Source organism: Mycoplasma sp. 6934 (assembly GCF_055523595.1).
The window spans coordinates 764,071-789,689 of the sequence record NZ_JBVFVE010000001.1 but is presented as its reverse complement, the minus strand read 5'-3'; the positions used below and the strand labels follow the sequence as shown (position 1 = coordinate 789,689).

Genomic DNA, 25,619 nt, shown 5'->3' with positions numbered 1-25,619 from the left:
GTCTCCTTTCATTTTTTAAAATTTATTAATACAACTATTTTATTGCAAGGCAGACAAAAACAATGTCACATGCAAAAAACTTGCATGTGACATTTCATTAATAGTTTATTAGTTACCTAAATAATTGAAATTATTCAAACCTTCAAATTTAAATTTTTAATATATAATATAAGTTATGAAAAAAATAAGCAATATTTTTGACCTTAAATCTACTGAAATGAGAATTGCTGAAAAATCATTAAAGAAAATTAATTCACTTGAAGCAATAGTCTCAAAATTTACTGATGAAGAATTAAAATCAAAAACATCCTTTTTTAAGGATTTACTTAAACAAGGTTATACACTAGAAGATATCCGCGAGGATGTTTTTGCAATTGCTCGCGAAGCAACTAAAAGAGTTTTAGGAAAAAGACCTTTTGATGTTCAAATATTAGGAGGATTGCTCCTAGACCTTGGTTCAGTTGCTGAAATGAAAACAGGTGAAGGCAAAACAATTACTTCAATTGCTCCAGTTTACTTAAATGCTTTACTTGGTAAAGGAGCAATTGTTTCAACTGTTAATGAATATTTAACAGAACGGGATGCAATTGAAATGGGTGAAGTATTTAACTTCCTTGGTTTAACGGTTGGAATTAATAAAGCCCAATTAGACCCAAGTTCAAAACGAGCCGCCTATGCTTGTGATATCACTTACTCAGTTCACTCTGAGCTAGGATTTGACTATTTAAGAGACAACATGGTTACTAATAAACACGAAAAAGTACAACGTGGTTTATATTTTTGTTTAATTGATGAAGTTGACTCGATTTTAATAGACGAAGCTAAAACACCATTAATTATTTCTGGAGGAGAAAAAGAAGACATTAGTACATATTTCGCTGCTGATCAATTTGTACGAACTTTATCACACCAAGATTATATTATCGATGAAGAATCTAAAGTTGTTGCCTTAACACACTCTGGAATTCAAAGGGCAAATGAATTTTTCAATACCCCAAATATTTATAATATGGAAAATAGTGAAAAAATTCATTTAATTCAAAATTCATTAAGAGCTCATAAAATTATGCGTATTGACGTTGAATATATTGTAAGAGACGGAAAAATAGAACTAGTTGATGCATTTACAGGAAGAATTATGGATGGTCGGAGCTATTCAGAAGGGTTACAGCAAGCTATCCAGGCTAAAGAACAAATTGAAATTGAACCAGAAACCAAAACTCAAGCCACAATTACCTACCAAAACTTCTTCAGAATGTTTAAAAAACTTTGTGGAATGACCGGTACTGGTAAAACCGAAGAGCAGGAATTCATTGATATTTATAATATACGTGTAAATGTTGTGCCGACAAATAAACCAATTGCTAGAATAGATGAGCCTGATTCTATTTTTTATGATTCAGAAGATAAATGGAATGCTGTGGTTGAAAAAGTTTGAGAATTATATGAGAAGGGTCAACCTGTTTTAGTTGGTACTTCGCAAATTGAAGACTCAGAAGTCTTGCATAAACTTCTTTTAAAACGTGGAATACCTCATACTGTTTTAAATGCTAAACAAAATGCTTCTGAAGCTGAAATTATTGCTAAAGCTGGGGAGGTTAAATCAGTTACAATTGCAACTAATATGGCAGGTAGGGGAACTGATATTAAACCTACTCCAGAAGCAATTGCTCTAGGTGGCTTATATGTTTTAGGTACCGATAAAGCAGAGGCAAGGCGTATTGATAACCAATTAAGAGGTCGTTCAGGACGTCAGGGCGATGTTGGAACGAGTAAATTCTTTGTTTCCTTAGAAGACCAACTTATCAAGCGTTTTGCTTCATATGAACAATTCCAAGAAGCTTATGCAGATAAAAAAGGCAATGAAATATCAAGTAAAACATTAAGATTGCAATTTAATTATGCACAAAAGAAAATTGAAGGTTTTAACTATGATTCTCGGAAATCAGTGCTTAATTACGATGATGTAATTCGCCAACAAAGGGACTTAATTTATGCCCAACGTGATTTAATTTTAACTAGTTCGAATGTTGATTTTATCATTAAAAGAATGTTTGCATCAGCTGCTAAATCAGTTGTTCAAAACGATGAATTTAATACACATCACAATTATGATTATGATGCATTAGTTAGATTTTTAAATGAAAATATTGGTCAACTAGTTTCATTTAACTTTGACATATCGGATATTGTCAAAGTTCATGAAAATGATTTACCAGATTATATTGCCAATATTATTCTTTCACTTTATGAAGCATGAATTAAAAATGCTACTGAAAATGCCGATCCAGAAGAAATTTCACAATTACAAAAACAAAGTATTTTATCTGTTTTAGATAGTAGGTGACAAAGACAAATTAACCGCATGGATAAATTACGTTCAAATGTGAATTTAGTACAATACTCACAAAAAAACCCATATCAAGTTTATACAGAAGAAGGAACAAAACTATTCGAAGCAATGCTTAATGATATTGCATATAAAGTTATGGTTAATATCTTAAAACACCGAATGGGTAAAAAATCATTAATTACTAAAGCAATGCGGCAAGATCCTTTATTCCAAACTATGATCCAGGTTTTTAACTTTAGCGGAGCACAAACCATCGAAGAATTTGAACAAAGCATGATTAATAAATACTATGAATTAAAACAACAAGAGATAAATTCAAAACAACCACAAAACTAAATGTTTAAGACTAAAAAACACCCTTGGGTGTTTTTCTTAATTAAATCACTATAGTATTTGTTTACACTCTTTATAGTATAATTGCATAATAACAAAGGCTGGTTTTGCATACTGTAATTAGTATTAGTAAAATTATAAAAATAATAAATTTTTACTGAAAATATTGAATACAAATAAAGGTTGAAGGGTGATAAGTTTTTATCTACAACTAGATCATAACTTAACTTTTAAAAATACTTGTAACCAAAAATGAGTCAAACTAAGATTAAAAGACAATAAAATACTTTTTATAGATTCAGATGGTATAAATTTATTAAAGTTAATTTAAATAAACAAAGCAAAAATTATGACCAAAGTATATTCAAAACCCAAGATGCATGAGAATATTTTTCTAAAATATTACCATGAGATCTAATAAGCATTAAAACAGAAAGAGGTAGATGAGCATGAAATTCAAAAAAACATTAATTTCTAACATGGATGTAATTCAAGTTGCGAATTTTACAAGTGTTTCTAGTGTCACACAAACCCAACAAACTGATAGCAAATCCGATATTTCTGAACAAGATCAAATTAATTTAACTAATAATATTGTTGCTGTAGTTTCAGATGCAGTAAAAAATACAAGTAATATTAACCAACTAACCCAAACTAAAAACACTAAGCAAAATAAAAAAGTAAAACAAGAATTTCTAACTAAAATCACAAATAAACTAGACATAAGAATAAAAAGTAACCCATTAAAAGAACAAGAAGTTAAATCTCGTTTAAATAGTTATGATTTTCTTAGAAATTATAATGTGCAATTGCGAAACGCTAAAAAAGAAATAGACAATCAAAAACACACTAAGGTGTTGGAAAAAGCACCTGATAGAATTTTAACTCCATATAATACTTATATTAATAATGATCCGGGGACATCAAAGGTGTTAAGTTTACTTTTAGAAAAATACCAGAAAATTTACAAAATTAAAGGCGAATTATATGACCAGTTAGCAAGGGAACAAAAATTTAATACTGAAATTCAAAATCTTATAGTAGTATTTACAGCTGCATCAGTTGTTACAGGATTCTTTGGGTTGTTTATTACTCCACTTGCATTTATTGCTGCAGGTGCTGGTTTAATTGCACTAGGTTTAAGTGTGTATAAAGAATTCCGTAAAACAAAAACAAATTATTAATTGGAAATGTCACATGCAAGTTTTTTTGCATGTGACATTGTTTTTGTCTGCCTTGTAATAAAATAGTTGTATTAATAATTTTTAAAAAATGAAAGGAGACTTTAAAATTATATGAAAAATTTAGAAAAATATATTTGTGTTTTTGACAAATATCGAAAAGAAAATAAATATCAACATTTTAAAATTGAAGAGAATTACAACACTATCTTGAAAATGCAAGGAGCACTTGAGTCGCAACGAAAATTACGATCAGATCAAATCGATCTAGAACAACTTTATAATATTTTACAAGAACTTTCTGAAGGCTTCTCAATCCAAGAAGTAGCTAAGATTTTTAACAGAGACATTCGAAGTATAAAAAGCAAAATTAAAATTATTACAAATCGCAGACCACTTAGTTTAGATAAACAAAATCGCTATGTTTGTCCTAAGTGTTCAAAAAGAGTAATGCGTGTTAAAACTCTTAATTTTACTAAACTATACGAACATTTATTAGGCTATTCATTTGCGAGGCTCTTTTTTGTAAGTGATACAATTAAAGATAAATGAAAGGCCTACAGAAAATATTGGTATAGTGAGCTTAATACATATACTAAAAATAGAAATAAAAAGAATTTGCAGCAAAAAGAAGTTAAGAAATCAGTTACCTATCTTGTAAATTCTTTTAAAAAATTATCCCCTGATGAATTTGCTCCCTCACCTAGTACAATTTATAAAATAATTAAAAAATACCCTTATTTTCTTGATTTTGACCACATTGTTAAAAAATCTGAAGGCAAATATGGCATAAGGAAGAAAAAACAAACCAAACCTAAAACATTAAAATATGCTACGGAAATTTCGAAACGTCCAGCTTATATTAATGATCGCTCTGAACACGGCCATTTTGAATTAGACACCGTTATTGGTAAAATCAATGATACATATTGTATTGTGACGATAATTGAACGGCAAACCAGAATGTCTTATGCTATGCTCTCAAAACGCAACTCCAAAGCTATAAAACAGACTCTTCTAAAACTAATCAAGAAACATAACTTAGACATTAAAACTTTAACAGTTGATAATGGTAGTGAAAATGTCTTATTGCACCAGGTAATTCCAACTGAAAGATTATTTAAATGCCAACCATATAGTTCATGACAAAAAGGTTCAATAGAAAATATGCACCGCTTAATTAGGTATTACATTCCCAAAGGAAAAAGCTTAGATAAATACTCTCAGCAAGAAATTGATTATATGATGAAAAAAATAAATAACTATCGGCAAGTTGTCCGGAAATATAAGATAACTTAAAATTTTTTTAATCCCCCGCCTTTGATTGCAATCAAAGGGGCCTTACTTTTGGCAAAAGTAAGCAAAACCGACGAGAAAACACTGCCGTGTTTTCTGTTTTCTCATACATTTTTTTATCTAAAAATTATGTTAAAATTAAAAGACAATTATTTTGTTAATATCTCGCAAGTGACTTTTCCAAAAAACAAACAAAAACAAATGCAATAAAAAGACAATTAGAATTATTAGATCAAATTGAGGAAATTGATTTAACTAAATTTATTAAAGACGGTGTTAAATGGGGTGTTGATTTTGCTGCTAATCTTTCAGATCTTGCAATACAATCATTAGCAACTGATATATCCATAAAAAATGCTTCTAAATACATTTCAAAAGTGTGGGGAATTTTTAGCGTTGCATATGATGTACATAGTTTTCTAAAAAGTTCTGACGAACTAGATGAAGAAATAAATAAATTGAAAGTTATCAATACTGAAATAGAAAAAATTAGAGAAATAAAGCTACAATATGCTCGGCAATGAGATAATTTTAAAAAACTTAATAAAATAGTAGTTATCTCTGAAACACCACAAACTTTTGCATATAAAAGTGGTGGTACTGGGGGAACAAATATGTTTTTTAAACGTCTTATAGATGGCAAAATATTCAGTCGAAAAGAAATGCTTGCAATGAGCAAATATGAATTAGATAGTTATAATTTAATCAAGGTTAAAAGAACTGTAACTAAAAATAATCAAACATACACGTATGAATATATTCGAAGTAAAAATAGTAATAAATTATTAGAAGATAATTTGGGTTAACATGATCTTTGAAGCAATTATAATAACTTGGTCAATTATCTTTATAATTTGGTTTCTTTTCACCGCCTACAATATCATTTATATTAAAAAAATAAAGACACAACTGCACTTCTTACCTACTTTGTTTTTTATAGCAAAAAAACAAACCCAAGAATATTTCCTAAATAATGGAATAAAATTGGAAGATTTTTATTTTCATGATTTGATTAAAATTTTTAATACACAAAAATTAAAATATAGGAAGCAGCAACTAGTAGCAAGTTATTTTATTATTTGAAATATTAGTATCGGAATTTTAGTTGGGATTTTTTCTGTTATAGTTCCTGTAGCTTATGGTGAATTTAAATTAGACAAACTTGGTCCAGAAATTCACCTAACGCTTTGAGTTATTTGAATGATCTTATTTAGTATTTCAAATTGATTTTTAGTTCTCGTAATAAACAGGGGTTATCTTTTGAGTGTTGCTTTACAGTTTCAATATATATATCAAATATCGTTAGATAATATACAAGAATGAAGTGATAAAAATCAAAAAATAAAAAAAGATGGGACCTATATTTCCTTAAAAGAATTTTCTGATATTTATAAACAAATAAAGAAGCCTAAAAAAATATTAATCAATCGAGGCAATCGAGTTTGATATACATTTAAATTTAATATTGAATATAACAAAAATATTCAAGAATTTTTTGATACACCAGAAAGATACCTTTATTTTATCTCTGTATTACCTTATGATGATATAAAAATAAATTACAAAAAAGTAGAAGATTATTTTACAAGTTGGTTTGACATTAATGAATAAGACACAATTACTTACTTAATAACTCGTGTGTGACTTTTCCAAAAAACACAAATATCAACATTATCTTTTCCCCAATTATACATATAACTTATAGTATAATTAATAATTATAAAAAAGGAGGTATTTTGTATTTAGGAGTATCTAGACTGGGGAGTATATTAAATTTTGCACCCAAAAATACATGAACAAAATGAACAGATAATTTCTTCGTTTTATTAAAGTATGATTATTCAACAGCATTTTTAGTTATCTCAGCAATTATTTTGACTATATTAATATTTATTCCAATTATCAAGAAATACTTAGAAATGAAAAAAGTTAAACTCCCCTTTTTTCATATTTATAATGTTTTAAATGGGAATACAAGTAGTTTTTTCATTAAAAATAGAATTAAAATAAACGATGAATATTTTGAAAAATTAAAATTAATACTTGAAAAGTATGACAGCTTTATATATAAAAAGTATTGGGCTGATACTAAAAAAAAATTTCCTTTTAGCCTTACTATTGTTTTGTTGTCAGCACTTCTTAATGTATTAATTGTTACTTTTGGTTTATTACAAATTAATTCTGATTATTTTATACCACACCTAACTGTGTCAATTTATATTGTATTGTTACAAATACTTGCTTCATATCTTAATAAAAAGCTAGATGTTAATAAATACTTTATTGAAAATATTAACTACAAGCAAATGTTGGATCATTGAAAAGATTTTAATACTCAATTAAGTGATGTAAGTATTTTTACAAATTTTTATAAAGCAGAAATATCAAAAAATTATAATAATAAAATTAAACTATTTTTCATTGAAACTGATAACAAATTTATTAAAGTTAATTTAAATAAACAAAGCAAAAATTATGACCAAAATATATTCAAAAACCAAGATGATTGAGAATATTTTTTTAAAATATTACCATGAGATCTAATAAGAATTAAAAATAGAAAGAGGTAGATAAGCATGAAATTCAAAAAAATATTAATTTCTAACATGGACGTAATTCAAGTTGCTAATTTTACAAGTGTTTCTAGTGTCACACAAACCCCACAAACTGATAGTAAATCTGATATTTCTGAACAAGATCAAATTAATTTAACTAATAATATTGTTGCTGTAGTTTCAGATGCAGTAAAAAATACAAGTAATATTAACCAACTAACCCAAACTAAAAACACTAAACAAAATAAAAAAGTAAAACAAGAATTTCTAACTAAAATCACAAATAAACTAGACATAAGGATAAAAAGTAACCCTTTAAAAGAACAAGAAGTTAAATCTCGTTTAAATAGTTATGATTTTCTTGGAAATTATAATGTGCAATTGCGAAACGTTAAAAAAGAAATAGACAACCAAAAACAAACTAAGGTGTTGGAAAAAGCACCTGATAGAATTTTAACTCCCTATAATACTTATATTAATAATGATCCGGGAACATCAAAGGTGTTAAGTTTACTTTTAGAAAAATACCAGAAAATTTACAAAATTAAAGGCGAATTGTATGATCAATTAGCAAAGGAACAAAAATTTAATACTGAAATTCAAAATCTTATAGTAGCATTTACAGCTGCATCAGTTGTTACAGGATTCTTTGGGTTGTTTATTACTCCACTTGCATTTATTGCTGCGGGCGCTGGTTTAATTGCACTAGGTTTAAGTGTGTATAAAGAATTCCGTAAAACGAAAACAAATGCAATAAAAAGACAATTAGAATTATTAGATCAAATTGAGGAAATTGATTTAACTAAATTTATTAAAGACGGTGTTAAATGATCAACTGATGCTTTTATTCTCGTAAGTGATTTAATGACTAAAAGAAATGTATCAGATATAGCCATAAAAAATGCTTCTAAATACATTTCAAAAGTGTGGGGAATTTTTAGCGTTGCATATGATGTACATAGTTTTCTAAAAAGTTCTGACGAACTAGATGAAGAAATAAATAAATTAAAAGTTATCAATACTGAAATAGAAAAAATTAGAGAAATGAAGCTACAATATGCTCAGCAATGAGATAATTTTAAAAAACTTAATAAAATAGTAGTTATCTCTGAAACGGTGCAAACTTTTGCATATAAAAGTGGTGGCGCTGGAGGGACAAATATGTTTTTTAAACGTCTTATAGATGGCAAAATATTCAGTCGAAAAGAAATGCTTGCAATGAGCAAATATGAATTAGATAGTTATAATTTAATCAAGGTTAAAAGAACTGTAACTAAAAATAATCAAACATACACGTATGAATATATTCGAAGTAAAAATAGTAATAAATTATTAGAAGATAATTTAGGTTAACATGATCTTTGAAGCAATTATAATAACCTGGTCAATTATCTTTATGCTTTGAACAATTTTTTCAATACAAAATATAATTAATATTAAAAAAATCCAAAAAGAACTTTTATTTTTACCAAATTTATACTTTATAGCCGAGAAACAGACTCAAGAGTATTTTTTAAATAATTCAATAAAGTTAGATGACATTTATTTTGATGATTTGATCAAAATCATAAGTAAGCAAAGATTTATATACAAAAAAGCTGAAACCGCATTAGATAATTATCATCAAACTAATTTTAATATTTCAATATGAATTGCTGCTTTTGCTTTATTAGTTCCAATTGCTTATGGCGAATTTAAATTCAATAAATTAGCAGATAATAGCGAATATATTACTTATCTTATTTGATTCCTTTTTTTCATATTGTCAAATTGAGTTTTAGTATTTGCAATAAGCCTGGGGTATCTTTTAAGCATTTTTTACCAACTTAAACCCATAACTTCTAAAATAACTTTAGAAAATATACAAGAATGAAAAGATAAAAATCAAAAACTAAATAATGAAAGCACTTTTGTTTCTTTAAATGAATTTTCAGATATTTATAAGGAAATTAACCAACCAAAAAAAATACTAATTAATAGAGGAAATCGAGTTTGATATACATTTAAATTTAATATTGAATATAGCAAAAGAATTCAAGAATTCTTTGAAAATCCAGAAAGATATCTTTATTTTATATCTGTGTTACCTTATGATAATATCAAAATAAATTACAAAAGGGTTGAAGGTTATTTTACAAGTTGATTATAGTCCAAACACATATGTAAGAAAATTTAAGCATGAGATTTGCAAATATACTATTATTATTCTTAAAGAGTATGGTATAATTAAGAAACAATATAGAAGGAGTTAATATGAGACAAAATAAAACAGATACAAGAAAGTTAAGACATCTAGATTCAAATATTAAGTCCCAAGAACACGGCATAAGATTTAAAAGATTTTTAGGAGATGAAACTATTATGGAACATGTATATCGCCCAATTGGTGGAAAAGCCTGCAGTGGAACTTGCAGAGGAAATAAAAATGCAAATGTGCTATTAGCACAAAGATTTGCCAACCAAAAATTATTTAATTTTGAAAATTTAGCAAAAGAATTTTTAGGTTTCTTTAACGAAATCGTAAATAAATAAAAATACATAAAGAACCATTTTGTTAATATGGTTCTTTATTTTTGAACAAAGGAGGGAAAATGTTAGAAGTCCAAAATTTAAGCAAAATATTTAGCGATAAAAAACTCTTTGAAGGGGTTAATTTAAAATTTACTGAATCTAATACTTACGGAATCATTGGGGCTAACGGGGCTGGTAAAAGTACTTTTTTAAAAATTATTGCTGGGCAAGTGGAACCAACTAGTGGCCAAATCATTAAAGAAAAAAATAAACGTATTTCAGTTTTAAGCCAGGACCACAATGCATATGACGCATATAATGTTACTGATGTAGTTATTATGGGTAATACCGATTTATATGCTATTATGCAAGAAAAAGATGCAATTTATGCAAACCCAGATGCAACAATGGAAGATTACACCAGAGCTGGTGAATTAGAAGAGAAATTTGGTGACTTAGGTGGTTGAACAGCTGAAAACGATGCCCAAGAACTACTAAGTAATTTAGCAATTCCTAAAGATAAATGAATGTCACAAATGAGCGAATTAACAGCGAACCAAAAAATTAAGGTTTTATTAGCAAAAGCCTTATTCGGTAATCCAGATATTTTAATCATGGATGAGCCAACCAACCACTTAGACCTTCGCTCAATTAAATGATTAGAAAACTTTTTAATTGATTATCCAAACGTTGTAATTGTCGTGAGTCATGATAGTGATTTTTTAGATTCAATTTGTACCCATATTGTTGATATTGATTATAATGAAGCTAAAATTTATACAGGTAATTATTCATTTTGAAAACAATCTTCAGAATTAGCTCGTGAAATGATGAAACAAAACAATGTTAAAAAAGAGGCACAAATTGAAAAACTAAAAGAATTTATTGCTCGCTTTAGTGCTAATGCATCTAAATCTCGACAAGCTACTAGTCGTAAAAAAGCTTTAGAAAAGATTACTCTTGATGAAATTAAACCATCCAACCGTAAATATCCATATGTTCGTTGGGAAATGAACCGTGATCATGGTAAACAAATTTTAAATGTTGATAATTTAACATACCATAATGAAAATGGAGAATTATTATTTGAAAACGTCTCGTTTTCATTAAAACCTGGAGAAAAAATGGTTATTGTTGGTGATGACGATATTGCTAAAACACGTTTATTAGAATGTTTAATTGGTCTTAAAAAACCCACGGGCGGAGCTATTGAGTGAGGTCAGACAATTACGCCAAGTTATTACCCAAATGATAATAATTCATATTTTGAAACTGATGAAAATATCTTAGAATGAATTTCGAAATGGCCTTTAGAAAATAAAGAAAAAATAAACCAAGAAAATGATGATGCTCGTATGCGGGGATTCCTAGGTCGCATGCTTTTTAGCAATGACACAGTCTTTAAAAAAGTCAAAGTAACTAGCGGAGGGGAAAAAGCTCGTTTAATGTTTTCAAGAATGATGCTTTTAGAATCTAACTTCTTAATCTTGGATCAACCTCTTGATCACTTAGACACCGAAAGCATTGACTCAGTTATTGAGGGTATTAATAATTATAAGGGCGGAGCAATTTTTACAACATATAACCGTGCTTTTGTTAACCAGTGTGCTAATGTAATCTTAGAATTACAAAACCCTAAAAATAGTTTTTTATTTAGAGGAACCTTAGAAGAATACGAAGAATTGCAACAGGACTAAAATGCACCGCTTTTTTGTATTTGAAAAAGAAGATGATTATTTTATTTTACCCAAAGAAACACTAAAACATTTAAATGTTATCCGTATTAACCAAAATCCATTTATTTGCGTTTATCAATCTAAATTTTACAAGTGTGTTTTGGAGGTTGATAAGGCTAAAATAATAAATGAATTACATCAAAATCATGAATTAGATTTTGATGTAACAGTTGCCTTATCCCTAATTAAATACGAACGTTTTGAATGAGCTTTACAAAAACTTGTTGAATTAGGAGCAACTAAAATTATTCCACTAATTACTTCATATACTAATGGAGAATTATATAAATATGATAAATTTACAAAGCGCAAAAAACGCTTTGAATCAATTATCCAAGGAGCAGCTGAACAAAGCTTCCGTAATATTTTACCTGTGCTCGGGGATCCAATGGACTTTAAGAATTTAATTCACCATGAAGCAAGTTTAAAAATAATTGCGTACGAAAAACAAGATTATTCAAGATCAATACTAAATGATATAAACCAAGATACCTTATTTGTAATTGGGCCAGAAGGCGGCTTTAGTGAACATGAAATCGAATTAGCCTTAAAACATGACTTTAAATGTGTTAGTCTTGGAAAACGTATTTTAAGAGCAGAAACAGCTGCAATTTATTTAATGAGTAAAATAAAAATCTAAAATTAGAAAAGTATTCTTTCTATGTAGAATAACTACTTTTTTGCACTACTTTTTCAATTTTTTGCCCAGACTGTTGGGGTTAATCATTTTTTTATTTTTTGATTTATATTATGGATTCCTTTGTTGCAAAAAAAAGATAACGAAAAAACAAACCAAAAAAATTTTTTTCTTCTTTGGCAACTAAATTGGAAAATTTATATATTTTTTGATGTTTTTACTGTCTAAAAAATTAAGATATAATTATGTATATTATTAAATTAACTATAAAATTTCAAAATGAAGCAAAAAGATTTTTAACCCCCCCCGCCCTTGATTGCGATCAAGGGGGGCCTTACTTTTGAAAAAGTAAGCAAAACTTCCAGAAAACACGTGCCCGTGTTTTCTATTTTTATTATTCTCTTTTTTAATAAAAAATATTAAAATTAATATGCATCAATTTTTATTTCATCATTGATGCTTCTGTGTAATGTTCGAAGTATCTCTAAATACTCAGCCATAATCTTATTGGCTTCAAGGTTATTTCCTCGTGCATTCGCAGAGACACTATTAAACTTTGAGATGTATAATTCAAGAGTTTTAAAAAATGAGTTTGTTTTCTTATGGATAAATGCTAGTTTTCCAACGGCAGGGATAGAATAATCTAAACCTTTCTCAAGAGCTCACATTTCTGTAAAGCTTAGATATTTTCCATTAGGTTCTTTGGCAAAGTATTTTTTTCCATTATATTTAAAATACAAATTATCATCAGAAGAATGTACTAACACAACATCAGAATTATAAGGAAATATAATCCTTTTGTCATGAATATCGAAAGCTGCAAGGTTTTGACCTTGGTACCTAACAACGCCATTTAAAACTTTTCTATTAATCTCTAAATCAACGGCTCAATTAAACATGGACAGCAAAATTTAACATTTTAGTTATTTATAATTCCATAGCAAATTGCTGTGGAGTTTTTCAGTTTAAGTTTGATTGAATTCGGTCATTGTTGTACCAAATTACATATTCTTGTATCATATCATTAAGTTCATTAAATGTTATTTTTGAATAATCTAAATCATTTAATAATTCAGTTTTAATGATTCCAAACCAATATTCAATTTCTCGATTATCAAGAGAATTTCCCACTCTTGATAACGAAATAATACCACCAAGATTTTTAACTTCTTTAATATATTGATGATGTGTATATTGAAAGCCATGATCTGAGTGAATGATAAAATTTTTGGATTTGTATTGCTTTAATGAATTTAAATTGTCTAAAACTAGTTCTAGATTATTACTTTTTGATAATTTAAAACCAATAATTTGTTTAGTTTTATGAGACAAAATTGCAGACAAATAAACGTGTGATTCTAACACATCTTTTGGCGCTTTTATATATGAAACATCAGTTGCATAAATATTTCGATTGTTTTGATCATTATAATCACGATTTACGAAGTTATCAATCTGAGTAGATAGATTTTTAATTTCTTTTCGTTTTGATTTTTGTCTAAGCTTACATTTTAGGCCTAAAAGGTTCATATATCTCCCTAAAGAACGTTCGTTTATATCTATTTTGTATTTTTTAGATATGTAAACACTTAGTTTTAACCTTCCATATCTTGACTTTGTTTCTGCGAACGATTTTTCGATTACATCACTATATTTAGGGAGTTTTTGTGCAATTTTAATATTTTGAGTTTTAGAAATTGTTTGTCTAGAAATGCCAAAAACTTCTGCAAGCTTAACATAACTTATACTAAAACTTTTAGATTCAATAACTTTCTTACTTTTAGGTAATTCGTTGGTAATTTCATAATATCTTTTAGCTATTTGTAACAAATCATCACGATCAAAAATATCTCAATTTGGTTCTCTTTTCGTCTTAGGTTTGCCGCTTCCTTTTTTACGGTTTTCACCTTTCTTTGTCTGCAATAAGTCTTCCATACCTAAATTATAATACTTAATTATTTTATTAATTCTAACTTTTACACTATTTCTTTGTAAGTTTTTTGTTTCTGGTGATATTTGGTAAATAGCCCGAAAAGCACCTGGGAAACCTGACTTTTGATATTCTTCATATATTTTTGCAAATTCTTCTTTCTTTAAATGTCTTGACATAATTTATCCTTTCAAAAAAATTCTTCGTTGGTACCAACGAATGGTAACAGAAAAGCTAACATTTACATGTTAACTTTTCTGTCCGGCTTTAAGAAATTATTTTTTTATTCCTCGTGTTGTAATAATTTTGAAATACTTCGTTATTTTGCTTTAAATCATTAATATCTTTATATCCGTTTTCATGAATTAATAATGGGTATTGGTCTAATGATGTTCTAAAAGATCTCTCAACGTGTGGTTTATGTTTAGGATTAGAAGAACTGAGTACTTCTATTCCTTTTTTATTTAAATCTTTTTCAAAAATTGTTTGTGTGTTTTCATTTCCCCAAAAAGTTCTTCTTTTATCAGTATAAATTTTCTTTGGAAATCCATATTTCTTAAATACTATTTCTAACAACCTTTGATATCCTAATGTTGTTTCTTGTTCCTCAAATCATGCTGCTAATAATGTTCCAGTGGCAACATCAATTGCATGATAAAGATAGAATGGTTTATTATTTTTTAAATATGGTTCAAGCTGAGCATCGATTTCAACAATTTCACCAAATTCTAAATTTTTCTTTAGACCCAAAACTTGTCTTTGTTTTTCATTTTGTTTAATTTGTTTATAATATTTTTTTAATAGCAATGTTGTCTCTTGTGAAGTTTTCTTCTTTGATAATTTTGCTATTTTTCTTCCTCTTTTGGTTGTATGTATATTAAATAATCCTAATTGGTTGAATCTTCTTACCAGAGTTTTGTAAGAAATTTTTTGCCTTATAAAAGAACCATATTCTGAATAATAATAACTTTTAAACGAAAGTTGGTTATTTGTTAGAACGCTATTTAAAATGACTTCACATATTTTTAAATAATCTTTAAACACTAATTCAATTTCTGAATCTGTAACTTTGCAACTTCTTTGTTGATTTTTATTTTTATGGCTGATGTCAATTTCTTGATTACTTTTTATTATTTTTTTATATCTTTTTACAGTTGATACACTAAGGTTTGTAATTAAACTAAGTTGAGATAAAGATTTTTCAATATTAGCAGCAATTAATATGAGAGATTGCTGCTTTTTTAGTTCGTAGTTTGTTAAGTTTTTGTACTTATCTATGTTATGTTTAAATATCATAAATAATTTATACCATATTTTAATTAAATTAGTTCACTTTGGGTGGGATTTATATATGGGCCTAAATAGTTGTCATTGGACATGTGTTTTTTTTGTATTCAAATGATTGATGCACATTCTAAATTTTATGTTATAATATTAGCGAGCCGACATTGAGGTATCTCATGTCAAATTACCTTCAAACTCTTTGAAGGTTTTTCATTAACTTAATTTATTTCGGTTATATCGTGTTATAATATAACATATTAAATAACTATTATTTAATCCGTTATTTTATTCCATTCATTACATAATATAAATTTAAAAGAAAAGGAGAGATTAAGATGAATAAGAAAAAGAATCTCCCTACAAGAATTATTCCACTTGGGGGAGTTGAGGAAATTGGTAAATCAACTTTACTAATTGAACATGATAACCATATTTTTATTATTGATTCTGGTATTAAATTTGCAGATACTTTTAATACAGGAATCAAAGGAATTATTCCAAATTTCGAATATTTAAACAGGCCTGAAAAAACTATTGAAGGGTTATTTATTACCCATGGTCATGAAGACCATATTGGAGGTGTTGTTTATTTAGCAAAACAAACAAAACTAAATAAAATTTTCGCTCCACGTATTGCTATTCAATATTTAAAACTTAAATTTGATGAACATAATATAAAATCTAAAATTGAATTTATTGAAATTCAAAAGGATGATGTGTATAATTTCCCGAATGGTTGCAAAGTAGATTTTTGAACTTCGCAACACTCAATTCCTGATTCATTTGGAATAAGAATTATAACACCAAATGGAAGCATAATGTGCACTGGTGATTTTAGATTTGACTATACACCAATTGGGAATTACACTGATTTTGCAAGGCTAGATGAAATGGGTAAACAAGGACTCACCGCTTTATTATCTGATTCAACTAATGCAATGAGGCCAGAGCATTCGCCATCAGAAAGCGATATTTTAACTGATATTGAAAGGCATATGACTGATGCAAAAAAGAAAATTATCATTACTGCTTTTGCATCAAATTTAACTCGTATTAAGGTAATTATTGAACTAGCACAAAAACTGGGTAAAAAAGTTATTACTTTTGGCCGTTCAATGATTCAAGGTGTTAAAATAGCTCGAAAGCTAGGTTATATAAATGTTGATGATAAAGTGTTAATAGACAAAAAAACTGCCCAAAATACTAAGGATTCTGAGCTTGTAATTTTGACAACTGGTTCGCAAGGAGAACAACTTGCTGCATTATCAAGAATGAGCTATGGTAAACATGCAACAGTGAAAATTACCAAAGGAGATATGATTATTTTTTCATCAAGTCCAATCCCTGGCAACCGCATGGTAATTGAATTATTAATCAACCGACTTTGTAAATTAGGTGCGATTATTAAAGAAAATGGCGTAGATGGTTATTTACATACTTCAGGGCATGCTTATAAAAGTGAACACGATAAAATTTTCCAATTAACTAAACCCAAATACTTTTTACCATACCATGGAGAATTCAGGATGAGTGTTGCACATGGGCAAAGCGCTATTGAAAATGGGGTGAGTCGTAAAAACGTAATTATTATACAAAAAGGTGTTGTTTATGAAATGTTGAATCAAAATATTAAACGCACAAACGAAATAATTGATTTTGGTCCAATTTTTATTGATGGGAATACAGTTTTAAATTTCTCGGGTAAAATTATGAAAGAAAGGGCACAACTTAAAGATTCTGGTTTTGTAAGCATGGTGATTTTAATTAATAAAACTACCAACCAAATTATTGGTCGCCCTCAAGTTTTAACAAAGGGGACTTTCTTTGTTAAAAATTCGAAATCTTTAATTGAAGAATGTAAAAGAGTGTGTCACGGGGCAATTTTATTCCATATTAAGAATAACCCTAATTGAACAGTTATTGAACTTGAAAAACTAATTATTGAACGTCTTAATGCTCTAATGCATAAAGAAAAGCGTCGTAACCCTGTTGTAGTTCCGACAATATTATTTACTGATGACCATAGTGATGCTGATTTATTGTCTAAACCAATTAAATTTGGTAATTCTAAAGGTGAACAAAAAGATACGGTTGAAAATGTTAAAAAAACAAAGTCCAAATTAGTTGAACAAAAACTAAAAGAAATTGAGGAATTATCATTAAGCATGATAGATTCTGATTATGAAATTGATGATGAAGACGAGGTATAAAATGAAACAAAATAAACCAAAACTTGATTTTATTAAATTGCGGCAAGAAGAAATTGAATATGCAAGAAAAAAAGCAGAATATGAACAAGCAAACCTTGAACATAAAGAAGTTCAAGAAAAACTGCCGTTATCTAAAAAAGAATTATTTAGAAATCTTATGTTAACCATTTTAATAATAATTGTTGTGATTGTTTTATTAGTTGGTGCTTATTTTATCGGTAAGACTGATTAGGAATAAACCATGGAACAAACTACCTTTATTATTTTAATTACCCTGTTAGTTTTTAATGTTATTATTTTATTTTTTGTTTTACAACCGATTATTAATTTATCAATTAAAAACAGAACTAGAAAAAATTCATATAAGAAAATAGGTCAAAGTTCACAAATACGTTTAATTAACCAATTGCGTGAAACTATTGAATATTTATCAAAATACAAAATAGGCGCAATTATTACGGTTGAAAATAATGATTTACTTGATAATTATCGCACTGATGGAATTATTTTAGATGCAAATATTTCGAGTGGTTTATTAATTTCAATTTTTAATAAAAATTCACCATTGCATGATGGAGCTGTAATAATTAGAAAAAACAAAATTTATTATGCTTCTACTTTTTATAAAATTACTAATAAATCAGTTCCTTCTTCATATGGTTCAAGACACCGAGCTGCAATTGGTATTTCAGATCAGACTGATGCTATAACTATTTTAGTTTCTGAACAAACTGGTGTAATTCGTTTATTTCAAAAAAACGTTATTTTATCAGTTAGAATTGATGAATTTCAACAAGAATTTATTAAGATGTTGAAAGGATAGTAATGGATAAGATATTGAACCAAATCAAACATGAATTATCTGTGGAAGAAATTAAAAAATTAATTGAAACTAAAAAAGTTCGCGAAATTCGCGAATTGCAAGAAGAAACTACGTATCCGAATTTTGCTCTAATTATGGGTGATGAATTACTAAGTGATGAAGATCGTTTATATTTATTAAGAGTGCTGCGCACAACTGAATCGGCTGAGATTTTTAGTTACCTTGAAGATGAAATTAAAACAAGACTAGTTACCCTATTTAGTGATGAGTTAGGAAAAAAAGTTTTACAAGAATTGGAAACTGCTGAACTAGTAGATATTTTAGAAGAATTACCAGTTAATATTATGCGCAAGATCCTATCACATACACCAAAAGAAAAACGTGATATTATCAACCAAATTTTTCTTTATAAAGACCACCAAGTTGGCAGCATCATGCAAGTTGATATTTCAATTTTGAAAAGCTCATGAACTTTAAAGGATGCTTTAGCAAAAATTCGCAAAGACTATCATAATAATATGACTATGGGCCATAATTTTTACATTGTTGATAATGATGGAAAATTACTCGGTGATATTACCTTAGAAGAAATTATCTTTAATAATGAAACAAGTCAACTTGAAGCATGAGTTAACCCCGTTGCTGCTGTATATCCAACTGATGATAAAGAGCAAGCCGCTAAAGTTTTTTCGGACAATGATCGATCATCTTTGCCTGTGGTTTCGATTGAAAATCGCCTTATTGGAATGATTACATCTGATGATATTATTGATGTTATCAATGAGGAAGCCACTGAAGATATGTATAAGATGGCCGGAATTAGTCCTGAAATTTCAGAAGAAAATTATTTAAAAACGACAATTAAAACAATTGTACGCTCAAGAGTTGTGTGGTTAATTATTTTGATGCTTTCTGCAACCTTATCGCAATATATTATTCAAAAATTTACAAACATTAGTGAAGAAAGCATCAATCAATTTGGTATTACTATTTCTACTGCTGTTATTGTCTCTTTAATACCAATTATTAGTGGTTCGGCTGGAAATGCGGGTTCTCAGTCGACTACAACTGTAACAAGAGCTTCAGCACTGGGTGAATTTGATTCAAGTCAATATAAAAAAGTTATTTATAAAGAATTATTAGTTGGAACAATTATTGGTGGAATTATGTTTTTAATAAATTTAATTCGCTTATATATTTATTATGCAATTCCAAGTTTTGCAAATGATGCTTTTGAAAATGGTCAAACTGACTGGGTTTCGCTTTCGTTTATTATTTTAGCTAGTTCATTATCTTTATGATTTGTAGTTATTTTTGCAAAGTTTTTAGGAACTATTATTCCACTTGTTGCTATTAAATTTAAAAAAGATCCAGCTGTTATGTCTGCACCTATTTTAACAACTTTAAGCGATGCTTTATCAACATTAATTTTCTTTGGTCTCAATATTTTAGTTTTATATCTTGCTTGAAAGGCAGGTTTATTTGAAAAATCCGCAACTAATTCAACATTAAATCAATTAAATTTACAAACATTTAGCGTATTAAATACATATAACATTAGTTTAATTTAAAGGAGGTTTGTGTCTAAAGTAGCTGATATTGAAAAACTAAAATTATTAGCCGAAGATTATTTGCGTTTAACCAAAGAAGCAAAAGAACTTAAAAAGCTTATGCAAGAGTTAGTAAAAGATACAGATATTGAAATTCATGAGCGTTTATCAGAAGGTGGACTAGTAACTTACCAAAAACCTGATTCGAAAACTGTGATTGATCGAAAATTAGTTAACGAATTATTATTTAGTATCTTAATTAACTATAATCAAGAAGGTTCAGATCAAATCATTCCGAGTATCCCTGAGATGGAGCAGCAAATCAAAGAACAATGCCAAGTTGTTAAAGAATATAAATGGAAACTAAGTATTAAAGCTAAATAAAAATTTCTTATGGCTATATTCAAGTCTTAAAAAATTTTTAATATTTACTTTAAAAGATTTTAAAAACTTATTAATTTAATATAATATATATAACTTTATTTTCATAAAGTAAAGTTATTCTTTAAATTTAATAAATATAATACCTATTAATTAGGAGTTAGAATGGAAAATAACAATTCAAAACCAAATAACACTAGTAGTGTTTTTGGAACTGATTCATCAATAATTATTTGAGTTATTTTAGGTATCTTACTGCTCTTATTGCTCTCTTATATTATTTATTCTTATATTAAAGAAAAAATAAACCGTAAGAAAACCAAAGAAGCAGCATTGCAGCTTGAAAAAAATTCTGTAATATATTGAAATGAAATAACTATAAAAATTAATGAATTAATTATATTAAACCGGAAAGAGCATGAAAATTTTGTTGTCAGTGTTGGCAAATACAAAATGTCGCATTTAAACTATGCTGCTGCTCAAACAATCAATGATTTACAAAATGAATATGAATTTAAAAACTATTTAAAAACTTCAGAACGTTATAAAGTTTTTGTGACTAACTTAAATGTACTTAAAGATTTAAATTCAAATTTATGAGATAAAAAACTTTCGCAATCTTCTTTACAATTTTTTATTGATCAACTTCCTCTAGCATTAGAAGCAGCTAAAGAAGCAATTTCAAGTGAAATAAATGATTTAAAAGACCCAGAAATATTAAAAAAGGAAATTAAAACACAATATCTAAATAATTTAAATAAAGATTTTGACAGGAGTCTCGCTAATGAAGAAAATTAATTTCAAAACTTTTAAATTAAAGTTTTCAAAACTAAAACATAAGATTACTCATGGATTTAAGAATTTTAGAGGTTTTGCAAAACTGAAAAATATAAAAATAGAAAAAATACCAAATTTACTTACTATTTTACGTATGATCTTGATCTTACCTTTAGTAATTTTATTCCCATTTATGTGGGTTTATAAAGGTGTACATTCTTATGATATTGGTATTGTTGCATTTAGTTTAGTGATTTTTATTATTGCAATGATTACTGATTATATTGATGGTTTTTTGGCCCGTAAATATAATGCAATAACGTCTTTTGGAAAATTATGGGATCCACTAGCAGATAAAGTTATTACAACAACTGTTTTAATCTTTTTATCATTTTACAACATCATTCCATTTTGAATTATAATCATTTTTATAGTTAGAGATTTAGTCGTAGATGGAACTAGAGTTGTTTTATATAAACATAATATTAACATTGCAGCCAAATTTTATGGAAAATTAAAAACAATCGTCCTTAGTTTAGCAGTTATTTTTGTTTCAATAAGTTACTTAGCCGCACCTTGAATCTTTAACGAAGTTTACTGAGCCGTTATATTATTTAATATTCCAACTTTAATAGCCCTTGGGTTAAGTTTATACTCAGCTTTTGATTATATTTATCCACACCGTCACTTAATCTTCAAATAAAACCGCCGTTGCGGTTTTTTTTATTGTATTATGCATTGTGCATCTATTTATATTTTGATTATAAAAAATGTGTGTGATCAACATTAATCTTTGTATTAATTCCACAAATAAATAATTTTCGTTTTTATTGAAATATGGTAAAATAAAAACGTGTTTTTATAACACTTAAATTTTAAAATTATATTAACGGCAATATGGATTCACTTGGGTGTGCTAAAAATAATATTATAGTGCTAGGTGCTCGAAATATTGCTTAGAAAATAACAAACTAAAGAAAAGGATTTTTTACTTATGAAAACAAACGAAACCCACAAACTAGAAAAAGAATCAAGACAAAAACAAGAAAGAAAGCCAATTATTTCAAGAGAAAAACTTCTTGAATCAGGTTCTTACTTTGGACATAAAACTTTTGCTTGAAATCCAAAAATGAAGGAATACTTAGTTCCTAACCGTAAACTAAAAGGTGTACATATTATTGATGTTTACAAAACACAAAATCACCTAGAATATGCATATAAACTTGTTAACAACTTAGCTGCAAAAGGTACAGAATTTATTTTCGTTGGTACTAAAAAACAAGCTAGAGATGCAGTTAAAAAAGCTGCGGAAAGAACTAATTCATTATTCGTAACTGAAAGATGATTAGGTGGAACGTTAACAAACAATGCTACTATTATGCGTAGTGTTAATACTATGGAGCAATTAGAAGCAAAGGCTGCAAATAACTTTAAGGGTTACACCAAAAAAGAGGCTTTAGAAAAAACTAAACAATTAGAAAAATTACACAAAAACTTAAATGGTATACGTGCTATGAGTAAAATGAGACGTTTACCACATGTAATGATAGTAGCTGATCCTAACGAAGATGAAATTGCTATTAAAGAAGCAAAGAAAAAAGGATTAAAAGTTATTGCTATTTTAGACTCTAATTCCAATCCTGATACAGTTGACTTAGGAGTTCCAGGAAATGATGATTCAGCAAAATTCATCCAAGTATTCATGACGATTATTGCTGACGCTATTGTTAAAGCAAGAGGTGGACACCACTGATTCGCATACCAAGATGATACTAAAATAGTTTTTCCTGAAACACCAGGAACTAAACAAAATGGTGAAGAATTCACTAAAGAAGCAGAAGCTAATTTAGAATAGTATTAATAAAAAGGAGTTAAAAATGAGTGCAAACAAAATGGAATTAATTAAAGAATTAAGAGCTAGAACTAATTCTTCATTAATTGATTGTAAAAAAGCTTTAGAAGCTTCTAACGATGATATTGAAGCGGCTATTAACTGATTAAGAGAAAATGGTATTGTTAAAGCCGCTAAAAAAGCAGGTAGAGTAGCAGCCGAAGGGGCAGTAGTTGCTTTAGGAAATGATAAAAGGGCAGTTTTAGTTGAAATTAATTCTGAAACTGACTTTGCTGCTAAAAACCAAAAATTTGTTGAATTATTAAACAAAGTTGCTCAAAGAGTTTTAGATAGTAATGTTACTTCTTTAGAAGATGCATACCAATTAGAATTAGAAACAGGCGTAACAATTGAAAATTCATTAATTGAAGCAACATCTGTAATTGGAGAAAAAATTTCATTGCGTCGCGTTTTTGTTCTTGAAGCAAACGAAGCTGAAGTTTTAGGTGTTTATGTACATGCTAATTCTCAAGTTGCCGCTGTTGTTAAAGCAAAAGGGAAAGCTGTTGATGCCGCTAAAAATGTTGCAATGCATGTTTCAGCAATGAACCCTGAATTTACCTTAGTAAGCCAAATTCCAACTGATCGTTTTGAAGCTTTAAAATCTAGTTTTGAAAAACCAGCCGGATTTGAAAATAAACCAGCACAGATTCAAGAAAAGATCCAGGAAGGTTGGTTAACTAAACAACTATCAGAATTTGTTTTAGAAAAACAAGCCTTTGTTATGGAAGATTCTTTAACTGTTGAAAAATATTTAGCGAATCATAATGCTACATTAGTAGAAGTTGCAAGATTTGAAGTTGGTGAAGGAATTGAAAAAGTTCAGTCTAACTTTGCAGCTGATGTTGCAAGTATGGTTAAATAATAATAAAATAAAAACATTCAGAAATATAAACAGGGAAAAAATATTCGGACAAAATCCGAATATTTTTAATATGAAGAAAAAAGGTAGTTATGAGACATTTAAAGACTAAAGAATGAATCAAAATTTTTGACTTATACGATAAATATTTGAACCTGGGAATAACCAAGGCAGAATTTGATAATTTATGTTTTGATATCAGAGAAGTATATTGAAATAAAGAATCAATGAGAAATATGTTAAAGAAAAGAAAACTGTATAATTTAAATATGAACATAGAATCACAAAGCGGTAAATCACCTAAGAAAGATAAAGGTGTTGGGAGAAAGAAAAAGAAAGTTCTCGATTATACATGAATTGATACTCTTAAAGATGATGAAAAAGATGCAGTTATAAAATACTACTATCGAATTTTTAATGAAAATAATATTGATGCAGATATCTCAAAGATAAAGAAAATCAAGAATCTTTCACATACTAAAAAATCTAAAATGATATGTGTTTCAAGATCTACATATTACGAGAAATTGAAAGATAACAACAAGACTAAAGAACTAAAGGTTAAACACAAAGAAATAATTTTTCAAAGTTTTGTCGAAAATAAAGAAAGGTATGGACGAAGGAGACTTGCTAAATATATTTTCCAAGAATATAATATTCAAATAAATCCTAGAACCCTAGGAAATTATATGAAAAAACTGAATTTGAAAACATTTGTTAGACAAAAACATAAAACTAAAGAATCTAAAAATACTAGTGTTAAAGTACCTGATTTAGTAAAAAGAGATTATAATTCAAGCAACAATAATATATATGCAACAGACGTGACCTATATACCAGCACCAAAAGATATTGAACAGAATCATATTTATTTATCTGCAATTATTGATCATAAAACTAAGTTTGTGACCTATGAATTATCACTTAGAAATGATACTGAACTAATTTTGAATAATATCACCAATACAAAATTCAAAAATAATTTTATTTTACATTCTGACCATGGAACTGCTTATTCTTCGCTTGAATATACTAAAAAAATAAAATCACTAAAAGGTAAAATATCAATGTCAAGAATTGGTAATAGTCTTGACAATCGTGAAATTGAGTATTTCTTTTCAATTCTTAAGAGTGAAATTTTCCCAAATTTTGATCAAACCTGTAAAAGACTTACTTTTATTGAATTATCACAAAAAATCAAAGAATTTATAAACTGATATAATTATAAAAGAATAAGATAAAAAACCTTCCCCAACCATTCCATTTGGCTTAGCCAAATGGAATGGTTGGGGAAGGTAAAACCGTCCGA

At 27.9% G+C, this 25,619-nt stretch carries 24 protein-coding genes; 21 read left to right on the top strand and 3 right to left on the bottom strand.

Annotated elements, in window-relative coordinates:
- Positions 1-175 precede the first annotated feature (175 nt).
- The 11 genes from secA (at position 176) to AC0B4S_RS03340 (ending at position 12,605) form a co-directional block, all read left to right on the top strand.
- A complete protein-coding gene (gene secA / locus AC0B4S_RS03390; RefSeq protein ID WP_465101696.1) occupies positions 176-2,689 on the top strand; it encodes a preprotein translocase subunit SecA in 2,514 nt (837 codons plus the stop codon).
- Positions 2,690-3,135: 446 nt separating this feature from the next.
- A complete protein-coding gene (locus tag AC0B4S_RS03385; RefSeq protein ID WP_465101695.1) occupies positions 3,136-3,870 on the top strand; it encodes a hypothetical protein in 735 nt (244 codons plus the stop codon).
- Positions 3,871-3,981: 111 nt separating this feature from the next.
- The gene (locus AC0B4S_RS03380) at positions 3,982-5,166 is read left to right on the top strand and encodes an IS30 family transposase (protein WP_465101464.1); all 1,185 of its coding nucleotides are present in this window, start codon (positions 3,982-3,984) and stop codon (positions 5,164-5,166) included.
- Between the two features lie 374 nt (positions 5,167-5,540).
- Positions 5,541-5,969 carry a hypothetical protein gene (locus AC0B4S_RS03375; protein ID WP_465101694.1) on the top strand — a complete coding sequence of 143 codons (429 nt, stop codon included), beginning with the start codon at positions 5,541-5,543 and terminating at the stop codon, positions 5,967-5,969.
- Positions 5,970-6,090: 121 nt separating this feature from the next.
- A complete protein-coding gene (locus tag AC0B4S_RS03370; protein ID WP_465101693.1) occupies positions 6,091-6,774 on the top strand; it encodes a hypothetical protein in 684 nt (227 codons plus the stop codon).
- A gap of 125 nt (positions 6,775-6,899) precedes the next feature.
- Positions 6,900-7,733, top strand: coding sequence for a hypothetical protein (locus AC0B4S_RS03365; protein ID WP_465101692.1), 834 nt, complete (start codon positions 6,900-6,902; stop codon positions 7,731-7,733).
- Between the two features lie 6 nt (positions 7,734-7,739).
- The gene (locus AC0B4S_RS03360; protein WP_465101691.1) at positions 7,740-9,071 is read left to right on the top strand and encodes a hypothetical protein; all 1,332 of its coding nucleotides are present in this window, start codon (positions 7,740-7,742) and stop codon (positions 9,069-9,071) included.
- A 43-nt stretch (positions 9,072-9,114) separates the two neighbouring features.
- Positions 9,115-9,867, top strand: coding sequence for a hypothetical protein (locus AC0B4S_RS03355; protein ID WP_465101690.1), 753 nt, complete (start codon positions 9,115-9,117; stop codon positions 9,865-9,867).
- 104 nt (positions 9,868-9,971) lie between these two features.
- Entirely contained in the window at positions 9,972-10,250 is a 279-nt protein-coding gene (locus AC0B4S_RS03350; protein ID WP_465101689.1) for a hypothetical protein, read from the top strand.
- Positions 10,251-10,309: 59 nt separating this feature from the next.
- On the top strand, positions 10,310-11,926 hold the full coding sequence (locus AC0B4S_RS03345) for an ABC-F family ATP-binding cassette domain-containing protein (protein WP_465101688.1): 1,617 nt from the start codon (positions 10,310-10,312) through the stop codon (positions 11,924-11,926).
- A gap of 1 nt (position 11,927) precedes the next feature.
- A complete protein-coding gene (locus tag AC0B4S_RS03340) occupies positions 11,928-12,605 on the top strand; it encodes a 16S rRNA (uracil(1498)-N(3))-methyltransferase (RefSeq protein ID WP_465101687.1) in 678 nt (225 codons plus the stop codon).
- A gap of 422 nt (positions 12,606-13,027) precedes the next feature.
- On the opposite strand, the gene AC0B4S_RS03335 is transcribed toward AC0B4S_RS03340, so the two are convergent.
- The 3 genes from AC0B4S_RS03335 to AC0B4S_RS03325 all read right to left on the bottom strand — a co-directional run bounded on the left by AC0B4S_RS03335 (position 13,028) and on the right by AC0B4S_RS03325 (position 15,828).
- Positions 13,028-13,501: a hypothetical protein gene (locus AC0B4S_RS03335; protein WP_465101686.1), complete on the bottom strand. Its 474-nt coding sequence runs from the start codon at positions 13,499-13,501 to the stop codon at positions 13,028-13,030.
- 28 nt (positions 13,502-13,529) lie between these two features.
- Positions 13,530-14,711 (bottom strand): IS3 family transposase, encoded by a 1,182-nt coding sequence (locus AC0B4S_RS03330; protein WP_465101127.1) that lies wholly within the window; start codon positions 14,709-14,711, stop codon positions 13,530-13,532.
- An 88-nt stretch (positions 14,712-14,799) separates the two neighbouring features.
- Complete coding sequence (locus AC0B4S_RS03325) at positions 14,800-15,828, bottom strand: transposase family protein (protein WP_465101685.1); 1,029 nt, start codon at positions 15,826-15,828, stop codon at positions 14,800-14,802.
- A gap of 323 nt (positions 15,829-16,151) precedes the next feature.
- Here AC0B4S_RS03325 and AC0B4S_RS03320 point away from each other — a divergent pair, with 323 nt between their 5' ends.
- The 10 genes from AC0B4S_RS03320 to AC0B4S_RS03275 all read left to right on the top strand — a co-directional run bounded on the left by AC0B4S_RS03320 (position 16,152) and on the right by AC0B4S_RS03275 (position 25,551).
- Positions 16,152-18,026, top strand: coding sequence for a ribonuclease J (locus tag AC0B4S_RS03320; protein ID WP_465101684.1), 1,875 nt, complete (start codon positions 16,152-16,154; stop codon positions 18,024-18,026).
- Position 18,027: 1 nt separating this feature from the next.
- The gene (locus AC0B4S_RS03315; protein ID WP_465101683.1) at positions 18,028-18,258 is read left to right on the top strand and encodes a hypothetical protein; all 231 of its coding nucleotides are present in this window, start codon (positions 18,028-18,030) and stop codon (positions 18,256-18,258) included.
- 9 nt (positions 18,259-18,267) lie between these two features.
- Positions 18,268-18,849, top strand: coding sequence for a diadenylate cyclase (locus AC0B4S_RS03310; RefSeq protein WP_465101682.1), 582 nt, complete (start codon positions 18,268-18,270; stop codon positions 18,847-18,849).
- 2 nt (positions 18,850-18,851) lie between these two features.
- On the top strand, positions 18,852-20,420 hold the full coding sequence (gene mgtE / locus AC0B4S_RS03305) for a magnesium transporter (protein WP_465101681.1): 1,569 nt from the start codon (positions 18,852-18,854) through the stop codon (positions 20,418-20,420).
- Positions 20,421-20,429: 9 nt separating this feature from the next.
- On the top strand, positions 20,430-20,783 hold the full coding sequence (locus AC0B4S_RS03300) for a hypothetical protein (protein WP_465101680.1): 354 nt from the start codon (positions 20,430-20,432) through the stop codon (positions 20,781-20,783).
- Between the two features lie 162 nt (positions 20,784-20,945).
- Positions 20,946-21,578 carry an MHJ_0274 family protein gene (locus tag AC0B4S_RS03295; RefSeq protein WP_465101679.1) on the top strand — a complete coding sequence of 211 codons (633 nt, stop codon included), beginning with the start codon at positions 20,946-20,948 and terminating at the stop codon, positions 21,576-21,578.
- Positions 21,565-22,260, top strand: a complete 696-nt coding sequence (pgsA, locus tag AC0B4S_RS03290; RefSeq protein ID WP_465101678.1) for a CDP-diacylglycerol--glycerol-3-phosphate 3-phosphatidyltransferase — start codon at positions 21,565-21,567, stop codon at positions 22,258-22,260. The genes AC0B4S_RS03295 and pgsA overlap by 14 nt, the downstream gene beginning before the upstream one ends.
- Positions 22,261-22,551: 291 nt before the next feature.
- The gene (rpsB, locus tag AC0B4S_RS03285; protein WP_465101677.1) at positions 22,552-23,412 is read left to right on the top strand and encodes a 30S ribosomal protein S2; all 861 of its coding nucleotides are present in this window, start codon (positions 22,552-22,554) and stop codon (positions 23,410-23,412) included.
- Between the two features lie 22 nt (positions 23,413-23,434).
- A complete protein-coding gene (tsf, locus tag AC0B4S_RS03280) occupies positions 23,435-24,313 on the top strand; it encodes a translation elongation factor Ts (RefSeq protein WP_465101676.1) in 879 nt (292 codons plus the stop codon).
- A gap of 89 nt (positions 24,314-24,402) precedes the next feature.
- Positions 24,403-25,551, top strand: coding sequence for an IS3 family transposase (locus AC0B4S_RS03275; RefSeq protein WP_465101675.1), 1,149 nt, complete (start codon positions 24,403-24,405; stop codon positions 25,549-25,551).
- The last annotated feature ends 68 nt before the right edge of the window (positions 25,552-25,619 follow it).